The organism is Caballeronia sp. KNU42 (genome assembly GCF_053760385.1).
The window spans coordinates 1,542,714-1,558,218 of the sequence record NZ_CM132390.1; the positions used below are offsets into that span (position 1 = coordinate 1,542,714).

Annotated in this window: 11 protein-coding genes; 3 read left to right on the forward strand and 8 right to left on the reverse strand. The window is 61.9% G+C overall.

The window, feature by feature from the left end; all coding sequences use genetic code 11:
• Positions 1 to 7: 7 nt before the first annotated feature.
• From ACSOSP_RS38195 to ahpC, 4 genes are all read right to left on the reverse strand, one after another.
• Complete coding sequence (locus tag ACSOSP_RS38195) at positions 8 to 1,084, reverse strand: LLM class flavin-dependent oxidoreductase (protein WP_455314194.1); 1,077 nt, start codon at positions 1,082 to 1,084, stop codon at positions 8 to 10.
• A gap of 292 nt (positions 1,085 to 1,376) precedes the next feature.
• A complete protein-coding gene (locus ACSOSP_RS38200) occupies positions 1,377 to 1,853 on the reverse strand; it encodes a hypothetical protein (protein ID WP_455314195.1) in 477 nt (158 codons plus the stop codon).
• 292 nt (positions 1,854 to 2,145) lie between these two features.
• A complete protein-coding gene (gene ahpF, locus ACSOSP_RS38205; RefSeq protein WP_455314196.1) occupies positions 2,146 to 3,735 on the reverse strand; it encodes an alkyl hydroperoxide reductase subunit F in 1,590 nt (529 codons plus the stop codon).
• Between the two features lie 125 nt (positions 3,736 to 3,860).
• Positions 3,861 to 4,424 carry an alkyl hydroperoxide reductase subunit C gene (gene ahpC / locus ACSOSP_RS38210; RefSeq protein WP_455314197.1) on the reverse strand — a complete coding sequence of 188 codons (564 nt, stop codon included), beginning with the start codon at positions 4,422 to 4,424 and terminating at the stop codon, positions 3,861 to 3,863.
• 273 nt (positions 4,425 to 4,697) lie between these two features.
• On the opposite strand from ahpC, the gene ACSOSP_RS38215 reads away from it, so the two are divergent.
• Positions 4,698 to 5,393: an NADPH-dependent F420 reductase gene (locus ACSOSP_RS38215; RefSeq protein WP_455314198.1), complete on the forward strand. Its 696-nt coding sequence runs from the start codon at positions 4,698 to 4,700 to the stop codon at positions 5,391 to 5,393.
• 48 nt (positions 5,394 to 5,441) lie between these two features.
• Here ACSOSP_RS38215 and ACSOSP_RS38220 read toward each other — a convergent pair whose 3' ends face one another.
• On the reverse strand, positions 5,442 to 7,088 hold the full coding sequence (locus ACSOSP_RS38220; protein ID WP_455314199.1) for an ABC transporter substrate-binding protein: 1,647 nt from the start codon (positions 7,086 to 7,088) through the stop codon (positions 5,442 to 5,444).
• Between the two features lie 371 nt (positions 7,089 to 7,459).
• Between ACSOSP_RS38220 and ribA the strand changes: the two genes are divergently transcribed.
• Positions 7,460 to 8,110: a GTP cyclohydrolase II gene (gene ribA, locus ACSOSP_RS38225; protein WP_455314200.1), complete on the forward strand. Its 651-nt coding sequence runs from the start codon at positions 7,460 to 7,462 to the stop codon at positions 8,108 to 8,110.
• A 15-nt stretch (positions 8,111 to 8,125) separates the two neighbouring features.
• Here ribA and ACSOSP_RS38230 read toward each other — a convergent pair whose 3' ends face one another.
• The gene (locus ACSOSP_RS38230) at positions 8,126 to 8,848 is read right to left on the reverse strand and encodes a 2OG-Fe(II) oxygenase (RefSeq protein ID WP_455315369.1); all 723 of its coding nucleotides are present in this window, start codon (positions 8,846 to 8,848) and stop codon (positions 8,126 to 8,128) included.
• Between the two features lie 149 nt (positions 8,849 to 8,997).
• Positions 8,998 to 9,624: a recombinase family protein gene (locus tag ACSOSP_RS38235; RefSeq protein ID WP_455314202.1), complete on the reverse strand. Its 627-nt coding sequence runs from the start codon at positions 9,622 to 9,624 to the stop codon at positions 8,998 to 9,000.
• A 439-nt stretch (positions 9,625 to 10,063) separates the two neighbouring features.
• Between ACSOSP_RS38235 and ACSOSP_RS38240 the strand changes: the two genes are divergently transcribed.
• A complete protein-coding gene (locus ACSOSP_RS38240) occupies positions 10,064 to 14,302 on the forward strand; it encodes a CheR family methyltransferase (protein ID WP_455314203.1) in 4,239 nt (1,412 codons plus the stop codon).
• A 67-nt stretch (positions 14,303 to 14,369) separates the two neighbouring features.
• Here ACSOSP_RS38240 and ACSOSP_RS38245 read toward each other — a convergent pair whose 3' ends face one another.
• Complete coding sequence (locus ACSOSP_RS38245; protein WP_455314204.1) at positions 14,370 to 15,500, reverse strand: acetate/propionate family kinase; 1,131 nt, start codon at positions 15,498 to 15,500, stop codon at positions 14,370 to 14,372.
• Positions 15,501 to 15,505 lie beyond the last annotated feature (5 nt).

Sequence of the window (15,505 nt, forward strand, 5' to 3'; positions counted from 1 at the left end):
TCCAGCGTCACGCCGCGTGCGCTATTTGCGAGGTCAGTTCACGCGTGGCCGGGATCAACTCGCGGCCGTAATCGAGCGCGTCTTCCAGCGGATCGAAGCCGCGAATCAGGAAGGTGGTCACGCCGAGCGCGTGATATTCGGCCAATGTCTCAGCCACTTGCGACGGCGTGCCGACGAGCGCTGTCGAATTCGAGCGACCGCCAATCTCCTTCGCCACGCCCGTCCACAGTCGATCGTCTGCACGTATGCCGTCACCCGCTGCGGCCAGGAGCCGACGCGCGCCTTCGCTTTGCTGGGGCGTCGCTTCACCGAGACCCTGCTCGGCACGCAGCCTACGCGTTTCAGCAAGGATATGTTCAGCGCGTTCCCAAGCGGCTTTTTCGGTTGCTGCAAGAATTGGGCGGAACGATACGGAGAAGCGCACGTTGCGCCCATGTTTTGCCGCTTCGGCGCGAACGCGGGTGACCTGTTCGCGCACCTGTTCCTTCGATTCGCCCCACAGCGCGTAGACGTCAGCATGCTTGCCCGCGACTTCGATAGCCGGTGCCGATGCGCCGCCGAAATAGATCGGCACATACGGGGCTTGCTTGGGCTTTACTTCGGAGAAAGCTTTTTCGAAGCGGTAATAGCGGCCTTCGTGATCGAAGGGTTCGGATTCGGTCCACACGCGCCGCAGGATCTGCAGATATTCGTCGGTGCGGGCGTAGCGTTCATCGTGCGAGAGAAAGTCGCCGTCGCGGCGTTGCTCGACATCGCTGCCGCCCGAGATGAAGTGGACCGCGAGGCGGCCGCCGCTCAGCTGATCGAGCGTCGCGAGCTGGCGTGCGGCCAGCGTTGGCGCGACGAAGCCGGGGCGGTGCGCGAGCATGAAGTGGATGCGCTGCGTGACGCCGGCCGCGTAAGCGACGGTCAGCATGGCGTCGGGGCTGGTCGACTGATAGGGCACGAGAACGCGGTCGAAGCAGGCTTTCTCGTGCGCCTGGGCGAAGTCGCGGAGGTAGTCGATATCGATTGCCGGACCACGCGCCAGATGCGTCTCCGACACTTTTTGCTGCTGGATCATGCCAATGAATTCGACGCTCACGGAAGACGCTCCTCGTTTGATTGCGCACTGTTGGGCAGTGCGTGAAGAGACGCTTCAGGGCGCTGCCGATAGCTTTAAAGGCTAACATCGGCTGACGCAGATCTTAAATATCAAAACGAGCTAAGGATATGGGGCGGGGTGCTTGCCGTCATGTGTGGAGGCCCATGCGCGGACTTCTTCATCAAGCAGCGCGCCCGGTCGAGCCGAGCGCTGAGACAACATGAGATTGAGTGCAGGCGCCGCGCGCGCTTGTTCGACCGCTGCCATCTTCTAGCCGAGCGCCACGCAGTTCTTACGACCCCTTGCTCTTCCCCGACGACCCCGACTTCGCACTCGCCGGCGACCTTGCCCGCCACCGGCTAGTCGTCTCTTTCCCCGCAACCTCGTCCATTGCCACGGCGATCAGCTCGACCCGTTGCTCGCGCGTAAAACTCGCGTAAGCAACACCATCGATCACGCCATGTTTCTTCAGCAAATGAACCGCGGCCGACCGGTTTGCCTTCTCGAGTTCCAGGTCTTCCTGCGCGCTGAGCAACGCCGCTGTCAAACTCGCAACCGCGGCTTTTTCCTGCGCGACGTCGAATTTCATCAGGTCCATCTTGACGTCGATGCCCGGCTCAACCGATGACATCCTGAGCTGCAATTGCGTCAGCTCGCGTTTCAAGTCGCCTTCGCGCCGAAGCGCGCGTTCAAGCTTCTGCGCCAAGCCGGGGTGCGATCGCCCGTGGCTGCGGAAGAGCGTGCTGAAGGTGTTTGCGAGAATTCCCATACCGCTATGACCTCGAAATGATGTGTGCATCGGCAAGTGCTGTCCGATGGCCGCAGGTGTGAACCCGATGCGAGAACAGAGTCTCACCCCGGTATCTACGGCAGCTCAAGGCAATTCTTTAGACAATTTATAAATCATCCGATTTGCGGCATTTTTTACACGATGAAAGCTCGGGCGAAAATGAAAAAACGCCCGATAATCAACATGGTAGGTGATTATCGGGCGTTTGACTGCAGCAACCGGAACAGGCTTAAGCAGCTATCCGTAAGGTGAAATGCTTTGTGCGGCCTTATCAGGCCACCGCTTCCTCCGCTTCGGCCTCAACCGTGTCCGTCTCCGAATTCCGGATCAGGTAATCGAACGCGCTGAGCGACGCTTTGGCGCCCTCGCCAACGGCGATCACGATCTGCTTGAACGGCACGGTGGTGACGTCTCCTGCCGCGAACACACCCGGCACCGACGTCGCGCCGCGTGCATCGACCACGATCTCGCCGTGACGCGACAGCTCGACCGTGCCCTTGAGCCATTCGGTATTCGGCACGAGCCCGATCTGCACGAACACGCCTTCCAGCTCGATGTGCTTCGCTTCGCCCGAACTCAGGTCCTTGTAGTCAAGACCGTTGACCTTCTTGCCGTCGCCGGTGACTTCCGTGGTCTGCGCCTGCGTGATGATGGTCACGTTCCTGAGGCTGCGCAGCTTGCGTTGCAGCACGGCATCGGCACGCAACTCCGAACCGAATTCCAGCAACGTCACCGCGCTGACCAGTCCGGCCAGATCGATTGCCGCTTCAACGCCGGAATTGCCGCCGCCAATCACCGCAACACGCTTGCCCTTGAACAGCGGGCCATCGCAATGCGGGCAATACGCCACGCCGTGATTGCGATATTGCTTCTCACCAGGCACGTTGATTTCGCGCCAGCGAGCACCCGTGGCAAGCACGATCGTCTTCGCTTTCAGCACCGCGCCGTTGGCGAGACGCACTTCATGAATCTTGCCCGGCACGAGCGCTTCGGCACGCTGTACGTCCATGATGTCGACGTCATAGCTCTTCACGTGCTGCTCGAGCGCTGTGGCGAACTGCGGTCCTTCAGTCTCTTTCACCGAGACGAAGTTTTCGATGGCGAGCGTATCCAGCACCTGTCCGCCAAAGCGCTCAGCCGCCACGCCGGTCGAGATGCCCTTGCGCGCCGAGTAGATGGCCGCCGCCGCGCCGGCAGGTCCGCCGCCGACGATCAGCACATCGAATACGCCTTTCTTTTCGAGCTCCTTCGCGGCGCGGGCGCCGGCGTTGCTATCGAGCTTCGCGAGGATTTCCTTCACGCCAGTGCGGCCTTGGCCGAACACTTCACCGTTCATGTAGACGGTCGGCACGGCCATGATCTGGCGCTGCTCGACTTCGTCCTGGAACAGCGCGCCATCGATGGTGACCTGGCGGATCCGCGGATTGATCAGCGCCATCACGTTCAGCGCCTGCACGACTTCCGGGCAGTTCTGGCACGACAGCGAGATATAGGTTTCAAACTCATAGTCGCCGTCGAGCGCGCGGATCTGTTCGATCACCGCATCGTCGAGTTTGACTGGATGGCCGCCGGTCTGGAGCAGCGCCAGGACCAGCGACGTGAATTCATGGCCCATCGGGATGCCTGCGAAGCGGATGCCCGTGGGTTTGCCCGGTTCGCCGATGGAAAACGACGGCTTGCGTTGCGCATCGTCGCGCTTCTCGATCACCGCAATGCGGTCCGACAGCGTGGCGATTTCATGCAGCAGGCCTTGCAACTCGACGGATTTCGGCGAGTTGTCGAGTGACGCGACGATCTCGATCGGCCGGCTGACCTTTTCCAGATACGCTTTCAACTGAGTCTTGAGGTTGGCTTCCAGCATGGCGGTTCGAGTCCGTGTGACGAGGGTTTCTTGAGGTTGTTATTAAGGCGGAGAATGCGAGGCGAGCGTCATCCGGGCCGCGAGCGGCCCGGATACACACTGCTGTTACAAGCGGGATTTAAAGCTTAGATCTTGCCGATGAGGTCAAGCGACGGCGTCAGCGTTTCAGCGCCCGGCGTCCACTTGGCGGGGCACACTTCGCCCGGGTGAGCTGCCACGTATTGCGCTGCCTGCACCTTGCGCAGCAGTTCGCCGGCGTCACGGCCGATGCCGTTGTCGTGGATTTCGCACAGCTTGATCTCGCCTTCCGGGTTGATCACGAACGTGCCACGCAGCGCCAAGCCTTCTTCTTCGATCAGGACGTCGAAGGCGCGCGAGATCACCAGCGTCGGATCGGCAATCATCGGATACTTGATCTTGCCGATCGTGTCCGACGTGTCGTGCCATGCCTTGTGCGTGAAGTGGGTGTCGGTCGACACGCTGTAGATTTCCACGCCCAGCTTCTTGAATTCTGCGTAACGGTCGGCCAGATCACCGAGTTCCGTCGGGCAAACGAAGGTGAAGTCGGCCGGGTAGAACACCAGGACGGACCACTTGCCCTTCAGGCTTGCTTCAGTCACGGTCGTGAAATCGCCGTTGTGATAAGCGTTGGCTTTGAACGGTTTGACCTGGCTGTTGATGATCGGCATTGCGTAAGTCCTTGTGTTAAGTGGTTAAGTGATTCAGGGAGTGAACGAAGTATGAAGGGCGGCGCCCAACATGGAAAATCGAATGATTTAATAGGGCCGATGTGGTGAGGCTATCAGGGTTTCTACGACAGGGTTTATACCAGCGAGGGCCCGCATTTTATCGTCACCCGGAAACCGCTGCCAGCACCGGGATCAAATGCAGGATCAACCAACACGACGGGCATGGGCGTTGCGCGCATCCCGCTTTAGCTAACCGAATCCATTGGAGGGTGTATGAAAATCGGCATCATTGGCGCAGGTAATATTGGCCGCGTGCTGGCGCTGCGCTGGGTTGAGCGCGGGCACGAGGTCCTGATCGGCAACTCGCGCGGGCCGGATACGCTGGCCGAGGTCGCTGGCGAAACCGGGGCGAAGCCGTCCGAGCTGACCGACGTGATACGCGGCGCCGCCGTGATCGTGGTCACGATCCCTGAAAAGAAAGTGCTGAATCTGCCCGCAGGCTTGTTCAAGGACGTGCCGGAAACTACCGTCTTCATCGATACGGGCAACTACTATCCGCGTGAGCGCGATGGCCGTATCGAGGGGATCGAGTCCGGCATGATGGAAAGCGCGTGGGTGGCACAGCAGATCGGGCGTCCGGTGATCAAGGCTTTCAACAACATCTACGCAGCCCATTTGCGCGATCTCGGCAAGCCTGAAGGCACGCCGGGACGCATAGCGTTGCCGGTTTCGGGTGACAACGCCGTTGCCAAGGCTGTCGTGATGCAACTCGTCAACGAGATGGGCTTCGACGCGGTGGACAACGGCAGTATCGACGACTCCTGGCGCCAGCAGCCGGGCACGCCGGTCTACACGAAGGATTTCGACAGCGAAGGCCTGAAGGCCGGTTTGCAGAAGGCGGAGCGGGCTCGCAAGCCGCAATGGAGTGGCACCGACAAGAGCCCCGGCAGCTTCGAGCGCCCGGCATGAAGCGACTTGGCGATGGGCCTTTCAACGCCCGTCGCCAAGCCGGCGTTCTCAGTCGAGCGAGATGCCGTCGAAGCGGTGACCGCCCAGCGGGCTGATCTCGTAGCCTTTGACGTCCTTCGTCATCAACTGAAACGCATTGGCGTGCGCGATCGGCGTGTAAGGAACCTGATCCTTGAATACGACCTGCGCCTGCTCATACAGCTTGGCGCGGGTCGGCTGGTCCGTGATCAGCCGCGCTTTCCCGATCAGATCGTCGAATTGCCTGTCGCACCACTTCGCCACGTTGCTGCCGTGCACCGCGTCGCAGCCGAGCGTCGTGCCGAGCCAGTTGTCCGGGTCGCCGTTGTCGCCCATCCAGCCGTAAAGGATCGCGTCGTGCTCGCCGCCTTCCTTCGCGCGCTTGTTATATTCGGCCCATTCGTAAGTCACGATGTTGGCTTTGACGCCGATCTTCGCCCAATCCGATTGAATCAATTGCGCCATCAGGCGAGCGTTCGGGTTGTAGCCCCGCTGCACGGGCATGGCCCATAGCGTGATCGAAAAGCCGTTTGGAAAGCCGGCTTGCTTGAGCAGGTCGCGGGCCTTTGCGGGATCATAGGGCGCATCTTTCAACGCCTTGTTATACGACCATTGCGAGGGCGGCATCGGGTTCGAGGCCACGGTCGCAGCCCCCTCGTAGACGCTCTTCAGGATGGCTGGCTTGTCGACGGCCATGTCCAGCGCGCGACGCACCAGCACGTTATCGAGCGGCTTGTGGGTGGTGTTGTAGCCAACATAAGCCACGTTGAAACCCACGCCCGACAGCACTGCGATCTTCGGATTGTTGCGTGCCGTCTGGATGTCGGCGGGGCGCGGAAAAGCCGTCATCTGGCATTCGCCGCTCGTGAGTTTCTGCATACGCACGGCGGCGTCCGGCGTGATGGCGAACACCAGTTTGTCGATATGCACGTCCTTCCTGTTCCAGAAGTCGGGATGCGCGTCGTAGCGGATGATCGCGTCTTTCTGATAGTCACGGAACACGAATGGCCCCGTGCCCACCGGCTTCTGATTCAGGTCCTCCGTCTTGCCGGCCTTCAGCAACTGGTCAGCGTATTGCGCCGACACGATGGAGGCGAACTCCATCGCGATGTTGCGCACGAAGACCACATCCGATGTGTGCAGCGTAAAGCGCACGGTGTATTCGTCGAGTTTTTCAACCGATGCGATGTTCTTGTCGTAACCCAGATCGCTGAGATACGGAAAGCTGACCGGATGCGCTTTCTGGAACGCATTGTCCGGGTCGATCATGCGTTTGAACGTGAAGACGACGTCGTCGGCGTTGAAGTCGCGCGTGGGTTTGAACCAGGGCGTGGTCTGGAACTTCACGCCGTGCCGGAGATGAAACGTGAAGGTCTTCGCGTCGGTCGACTCGTCCCACGATGTGGCCAGGCCCGGCACCAGGTCGAGCGAGCCGCGCTGGAATTCGACGAGGGTGTCGTAGACTGCGTGCGCGCCGGCGTCGAAGTCCGTGCTGGTGGTGTACTGCGCGGAATCGAAGCCCGCCGGACTGCCTTCCGAACAGAACACCAGGGTTTTGCCCGCCGCGTGGGCCGTGCCGGCGAGTGCGCCAAGGGCGGCGAGTGTGCAAACCGCCGTGCGGATCAGCGCGCGGGCAGGAGCCAGGAACGAGTCGGGAGTCAGGCTTTGATGTGGCATGTAAGGTCGGTGAAGGTTAAGGGGCGCACAAAGAGCGCTGCCTCGAGACGAACTGGCGCGCGCCTAAGCAGGCATGTACCTAAGTAGGCATGTACTTTACCAACCACGGAATTTTTGACGAAGCGATACGTTCTTCTTTAGATATATGGAAATCAGTCGTGAGAATTTGGGGCGGTTTCATGCGCCTTTCCACACAGCTTTTTATGCGGCCGCAGCGAACTCAGGCGTGCGGGCTGCAAATATTTCCCGGGCGTTTTAACATGTCGGACCGGGCGCTCCCGCTTTTCCGGGCTTCTTGCCATGTGACCGATTAAAATGTCCGACTAAATACCGGCATGCGGCCCACGCCCTCCTATGCAGTACAAGAGAACATGAAAAACGTTTCTGATTCACCGGCAGCCACTGCCGAAGCAGCCAACGAAGAATGCGTCGAACTGGTGGCGAAGGCCACGATTCCCACGCGTTACGGCGTGTTTGAGTCGCATGTGTATCGTGTGAAGAGCACGGGCGCCGAGCATCTGACGCTTGTCATGGGCGATGTCAGCGCCGGCGAATCCGTGCTGTGCCGGCTGCATTCCGAATGCGTCACGGGCGATGTATTCGGCTCGTACCGGTGTGATTGCGGCGAGCAGCTGGACCTCGCCATGCGATATATCGCGGCTGAGAACCGCGGGATCCTGCTGTATTTGCGGGGGCATGAAGGGCGCGGCATCGGGCTGGCGAACAAGATCCGCGCGTATGCGCTGCAAGAGCAGGGCTACGACACGGTCGACGCCAACCTGCATCTCGGTCTGCCTGACGACGCGCGGGAATACGATTCGGCTGCCGCTATCCTGCGTGCGCTCGGCGTGCGCTCGGTGCGCTTGATGAGCAACAATCCGACGAAGTTCGACACGCTGCTCAAGCACGATATCCCGGTCTGCGAACGGGTGGCGCTGGCCATTCCCGTGCGTGAGGAAAACGAGCGCTACATCAAGACGAAGCAGGTCCGCTTCGGTCACTACTTTGACGAAAACGAATAATTGACTGCCGCGGCTTCAGGTTGCGTCGTGGAAAATGATGCCAACCGTATGCCGGTGCCCCGATCTCAGCCGGCTCACGCCATGCCTGAGATTCACGCGATACGCCCCGCGCGTCCCGTTCACCGGCCGGTGATGCACGGCAAAAACCACGGCGTCCCCTTGCGCCAGCGGCACGACTTCGGCACGCGACTGCATGCGTGGCCGCTGCTCGGTCATCACGAACTCGCCGCCTGTGAAGTCACGTCCCGGTGCCGACAGCAGAATCGCGAGCTGAAGTGGAAACACGTGCTCGCCGTACAGGTCCTGATGCAGGCAGTTGTAGTCGCCCGGCGCGTATTGCAGGATCAGCGGGGTAGGGCGAAGCTGCCCGGCCGCGTGGCATCGATCGATAAAAGCAACGTGCTCCGGCGGATACCGGGTATCGATACGCATGACCTCGTTCCATCGATTAGCGATTGGGACAAGGTGCGGATACACCACGTTGCGTAAGCTGCCGATCATCTCAGGCAGGGGATAAGCATAGTACTTGTACTCGCCGCGCCCGAAACCGTGGCGCGCCATCACTACGCGGCTCCGGTACAACTCGTCGCGTGCATAGTGCGCTTTCAACACGTCACATTCCGCGGGCGTGAGCAGGCTTGCGATCGTCGCGCAGCCGAATTCATTCAGTTCCTCTTGCACCGCATGCCAGTCGACGGCGTTCACGCGGGCTTCGATATTCGTCGCCAAAGCATCCATCAAGCGTTTCTCCAGGCAGGTTTCGATGACGCCCAGTGTCCGCTGCCCGGTGTTTTAAAACACTCCGGATGTTGCGTTCATATTGGCGATGCGCACAACCCTATGATGAATCGATCGAAGCGTTCTTGAAGCCTTCCCGCTCACGCGGCTTAGTGCTCGACCGGCGGTGAGCGCAGCGCATCGGAATCGCGCGATGCAGCGTCGCGCAGGCGGATGATCGTCTGCCGCGACGTGCTGAGCACGCGTGCGATTGCCGTCACGGTGCTGCCTGCGGCAAGTGCCTTCAGCGCTTGTTGCTGCTGCGAGTCGGACAACGAAGCGGGACGTCCCTGATGCATGCCGTCCTTCTTGGCGATCGCGGCCGCGTCGAGCGCGCGGGCGCGTTTGGCATCGCGCTCCAGTTCGGCTGCAAGCTGGAGGATGCGGATGGGTGAGCCTTCGCCGCTCGCGCAAAGATCGGCTTTGCCCGCGTCGAGGCAGAAGACGTGCGCTCCTTTGGCGGCCAGCGTGGAGAGCGTCGATACCGCGTCGCTGATGCTGCTTCCCAGGTAGCCGAGGCGCGTGACCACCAGGGTGTCGCCGGGCTTGATGCGGCGGATGGCCCGCTGCAGCGCGACGCGCGACGCGGCGTTCACGGCATGGCTGCAGTGATCGACCAGCACGCAACCCATGTCGACCAGGAAGCCGGCCGCGTCGATCTGGAACAGGTCGTTGTCGCGTCCTTTCTGATTGCCGGCGGTATTGGTGTACACGATGAGGGTCACGACGCGCTCCATTGTTGCCTTGCATGGGCTGCCGGCAGCGTCGCAGAGGCGCTACCGGCTGCTGCTTGAGCCATGTTAGCAAACTGGCGGACGATGCGCGCCGGGCGGTCCTGACGCGCTTATGCCCTGCCACGCCCTGTTCATGGTGTGATGCGCCGGAAACATCGCGTGGAAAACCGTTGCTTCGGCTTCAGGGTACCAAGTTGCAATCAGCGACCATCGACTGCGGACACAATAAAAAACCACCCGCAGGTCCGCAAGAAATGCCGCGTGAATATAATGTGCGCCGCCTGTGCGTCCGCAGATAAAAGCCGGATATCCGATGCCCGCGTGCAGCCCGGGCGCGCGTTTGCTGCGCACCACTTTGCCCCGGGCGCTGGAAAGCGCGTTCGTTCGAACGCGTGGTGGTATCTTTAATCCGTCAAGGCACCCCCGAACCGAGGCCCCTCGAGTGAGCGAAACTACACCATCAATTGCGTCGTCGGCGGGAGACGACGAGCCCGGCGCGGCTCATCACCCGGGCTCGCTGGATTTCCCTGTTGTCGGGATCGGCGCGTCCGCGGGGGGCGTCCAGGCGCTATTGCGCTTCTTCGAGAACGCGCCGTCCGACATGGGCATGGCGTTCGTCGTGGTGCTGCACTTGTCGGCGAAGCATGTCAGCAGCGCGGACAAGGTGCTGCAGAACGTGACCCGCATGAGCGTGCAGCAAGTCAGCGGGCCGACACGAATCGAACCTAACCACGTATATGTCATCGCACCGGGCACGAGCCTGACGATGGCGGACGGTTTCCTGAACGCACGCAATGCCGAGCCCACGGCGGGCCGGCCGGTCACTATCGACCTTTTTTTCCGGAGCCTCGCGGATGCGCATGGTCAGCGCGCGATGTGCGTCGTGATGTCGGGCACTGGCAGCGACGGCTCGGTCGGCATTGCCAGCGTGAAGGAGAAGGGCGGGGTCACGTTCGCTCAGGAGCCGAACGACGCCGAGTACGCCGAGATGCCGCAGAACGCCATCCTGACGGACCAGGTCGACCTGGTGCTGCCCGTGGTGGAGATGCCGCAACGGCTGCTCGACATATGGAACAACGCCAAGCGCATCGCGCTGCCCGAACTGGAACCGGCTGCGCCCGGTCCGGGCGACCGTCCTGACGGTCGCGCTGACAACCGCGCTGACAGTCGCGCTGACAGCCGGGCCGACATCCGTGGCGAGGCCGAGCTTGCGTTGCAGGCCATCCTGGCGACGTTGCGCGCCCGCACCGGCCACGACTTCCGCTTCTACAAGCGTGCGACCATGCTGCGCCGGATCGAGCGGCGCCTGCAAGTCAACGGCGTGCCGGACCTCATTGCCTACCGCGACCTGCTGCGGGACAACCCGCGCGAAACTGCGGCCTTGCTCAAGGACATGCTGATCGGCGTGACCAGTTTTTTCCGCGATAGGGAAGCGTTCGAGTCGCTCGAGCGCGCTGTGCTGCCAGCCTTGTTCCACAGCAAGGCCGACGGCGATCAGGTTCGCGCGTGGGTCGCGGGCTGCTCGTCGGGCGAGGAAGCGTATTCGCTTGCCATGCTCCTGTGCGAGCAGCGCGACGTGTTGCATTCCTCGGCCAATATCCAGGTGTTCGCCACCGACATCGACGAAAGCGCCGTTGCGCGCGCCCGGGCCGGACTGTATCCCGAGTCGATCATGACCGACGTTCGCCCCTCACTGCTGCGGCAATTTTTCGTCAAGACCGACTCGCGCTACGAGGTGGTGAAAAGCGTGCGCGAGAAGATCCTGTTCGCCATGCACAACGTGCTGCGCGATCCGCCGTTCTCGCGGCTCGATCTGGTTTCCTGCCGCAACCTCCTGATCTATCTCGACCGCGGCGTGCAGAACCAGGTGCTGGAGATGTTCCACTACGCGTTGTACCCCAGCGGGTACCTGTTCCTAGGCACGTCGGAGTCGGCAGACTCGGTCGAGGAACTGTTCAGCGTGGTCGACAAGAAGAACCGCATATACCGGGCGAAGGCGGCGAAGCTGCCGAACCGCCCCTCTCTGGGCGGGCCTTTGCTGCTGACCCAGGGGCGCTTTGCGCATGACGAAGAGGCGGGCTCCGCGCTGCTCCCGGGGCGTCGCAATTTCTCGTTCAGTGCGTTACACCAGCGTGTGCTCGAGCAATACGCGCCGCCCAGCGTGATCGTGAACCGCGATTCGAAGATCGTGCATATGTCGGACAACGCGGGACGTTTCCTGCGCTATGTCGGCGGCGAACCGTCGAGCAATATGATTGCCGTCGTGCTGCCCGAACTGCGGCTCGACCTGCGTACTGCGTTGTTCCAGGCCGCGCAGACGGGCAATAGCGTGGAGGCCCGGCGCGTCAAGCTGCAGCGCAACGGTCATTCTTCATACGTCAACATGACCGTGCGCCCGTTCCATGACGCGGCCGCCGACGCCGACTTCCTCCTCGTCCTGTTCGACGAGGTCCAGGAAGCAATGACGGATGACAAGGCCGCTGTGGCGTATCAAGCGGGCAATGACACCGTGATGCAGCAGCTCGAACAGGAGCTGCACTCGAGCAAGGAACAACTGCAGACCACGATCGAGCAGTACGAGACGTCGATGGAAGAGCTGAAGGCGTCCAATGAAGAATTGCAGGCGATCAACGAAGAATTGCGATCGGCCACGGAGGAGCTCGAAACCAGCAAGGAAGAGTTGCAGTCGGTGAACGAGGAGCTCATCACGGTCAACGCTGAACTGCAGGCGAAGATGGACGAGACGGGCAAGGCTAATGACGACTTGCAGAACCTGATCACCTCAACCGACATCGCCACCATTTTCGTCGATCGTGCGATGTGCATCAAACGCTATACGCCGGGCGCGGCTACGGTGTTCAACCTGATCACAGCGGATGTCGGGCGTTCGTTGTTCGACATCACGCACCGGCTGGTTTACCCCGAACTGGCGGACGACGTGAGTGCGACGTTCCAGTCGTTGCGCCTGACCGAGCGCGAGGTCGCCACGTCCGATGGCCGCTGGTTCCTCGCGCGCGTGCTGCCTTACCGGACGGCCGACGACCGGATTGACGGCGCGGTCCTGAGTCTCGTTGAAACCACGGCGCGCCATCGCGCGGAGGCGAACGTGCGGGCGGGCGAGGAGCGCCTGAGACTCGCGGCGCAGACAACGAATGACTTCGCGATCATCGTGCAGGACCCCGAAGGCCGCATCGTCAGCTGGAATGCCGGCGCCGAGCGCGTCTTCGGTTATACGGCAGAGGAAGCGGTCGGCCAGAACGTCGACGTGATCTTTACGGCGGAGGATCAGGCAGCGCGCATGGCGGCGCATGAACGGGACGCCGCACAACGCGACGGCCGCGCCGACGACGATCGCTGGCATGTCGCCAAGGGCGGACGCAAGGTGTATTGCAGCGGCGTGGTGACGCCGTTGTCCGATCCGAAGTTCACGGGCTACGCGAAGATCGTAAGGGACCTCACGCAGCGCAAGACTCAGGAAGACGCGCGTCTGACGCAACTGGCGGAGGAACGTGTGGTCAGGGCGCAGGCCGAGGCGGCGAACCGGCTCAAGGACGATTTCCTGGCCGTGCTGTCGCATGAACTGAAGCATCCGCTCAACCTGATTCATGTGAAGGCGGAAATGTTGCCGCGGATTCCGGAGGCGCGTGGTGTGCCGGCCATTCAGGTCGCGGCGGACGCGATCCAGCGCGCCGTGCTCGGGCAGGCAAAGATCATTGACGACCTGCTGGACCTGTCGCGCGTGCGTACCGGTAAGTTGGCGTTGAAATTGGCAATGGGCGACGTTGCAGCCATGCTGCGAACCATTGCCGATGCCATCGAGGCGGACGCGGCATCAAGGGGCATCGCGCTCGCGTTCGAAGGTCTGGACGAACCGGTGTGGACCAAGGTGGACTCCGTGCGCTTCGACCAGATCGTGTGGAACTTGCTGAGCAACGCGTTGAAATTTACGCCGCGCGGCGGCATGGTTTCTGTTCGCCTCACATGCGAGGAGGACGAGCTGCGTATCGATGTCACGGATACCGGAATGGGGATCGAAGCGCCTCTGTTGCCGCATGTCTTCGAGATGTTCTCACAGGGCAGCGAAGCCCGTCGCAAGACCGGTGGCGGCATGGGTATCGGCCTCGCGCTGGTCAGGCAACTGGTGGAGATGCATGCGGGAAGCGTGCTTGCGCATTCGGACGGACCGGGACGCGGCACGCGGATGAGCGTCTGGCTGCCGCTCGTCGACGGCCATTCTGCGGGCAGGCATGCGCCGCAGGAGCGCAGCGGATCGCTGGCGGGTGTGCGCATGCTGGTTGTCGATGACGACTCCGAAACCGCGAGCGCATTCGCGGCCTTGCTGGAACTCGAAGGTGCGTTGGTCTCGACCGCCCACGACGGCGAGGACGCGCTTGCGCTGCTCGAACGTGAGCACGTGGACTTGCTGGTCTGCGACATCAGCATGTCCGGCATGGACGGCTACGAACTCATGGGCCGGGTGCGGGCGAATCCCCGCCTGGCCCAGTTGCCGGCCATTGCGTTGACAGGCTACACCGCTGGCACCGACGAACAGCGCGCAAGCACGTCGGGCTTCGACCTGACACTGACCAAGCCCGTCTCCCTTGAGGCGCTGATTGCCGCCGCCGAGCAGGTGTTCTTCTGGCGCGGCGCGCATGGCGGCGGCACGCATGAGCATGGGTGACGGGGTTGCTTGAGTAGGCTGAATGAGCAGCCTGAATGAGCAGGCTGAATGACAACGTGGATCGAATTCAGCCGGCTGCTTGCTTGAGCAACGCGCGGCAGTGACGCGCAATCTGCCGCTCTTCCTGCGTCTCGATCACGTCGAACTGGACATCGAGAAATTCGAGTCCGTCGCAAATGCGTTCACGCACGCTCGCGGCGTGCTCGCCGATACCGCCGGTGAACACCACGCGATCGAGACCGCCCATCAACGCGGCATACGCGCCAATGGTTTTTCGCACAGCAGTACAGAAGATATCGATGGCAAGGTCCGCGTCTGCGTCGCTGCGTTGCAGAAGCGCCTGCATGTCATCGTTCGAATCGGAAAGACCCTTGAGGCCGCTTTCGTGGTTGATCAGGTGTTCGAGTGCATCGGCGTCAAGCGAACCGGTGCGCATCAGATACACCAGCACGCCAGGGTCGAGGTCACCCGTGCGTGTTCCCATGGGAATGCCGCCTGTGGGCGTCAGACCCATGCTTGTATCGATCGAGCGGCCATCGCGAATCGCGCACAAGCTTGCGCCGCTGCCGAGATGCGCGACGACCAGGCGCGCCGGGAGGTCGTTGCCAAGCGTTGCGACGATCGACTCATAGGACAGGCCGTGGAAGCCGTATCGAATCACGCCCTCGTCAGCGTAGTGTTTCGGCAGCGCGAGGTGAGTGGCTCGCGCGGGCATGGTCCGGTGGAACGCGGTGTCGAGGCAGGCGAAATGCGGCACGCCGTTGAAAATCTGCTCTGCCAGATCGAGCAGCTCCAGCGCCTGCGGCAGATGCAACGGCGCGAATTGCACCGCATCGCGCAGGGTCTGTTTCACCTCGGGCGTGATGAGCGCATGGTCGGTCAGGTGCGGACCGCCATGCACTACCCGATGCCCGACCGCGGCGAGCGGCTGCTCGAGATGCGCATGCAGCGCGTCGGCCACGCGCTGCAACGCGTCGTGCTGCGACTCCATCACGTGGTTCTGCGTGACATCGATCGCACCATCCGATGAACGCATGCTCAGCGAACCATCATCGCGGCCGATGCCCTTCGCGCTGCCGGTCAGCCACGGCGTTTCGTCGCCGCTGCCGGGGTTATTACCGGGCGATTTGCCCGGTAGATAAACGCCGAATTTAAGCGACGACGAACCGCTGTTCAGAACCAGAATACCCAGGGTCATGGTCT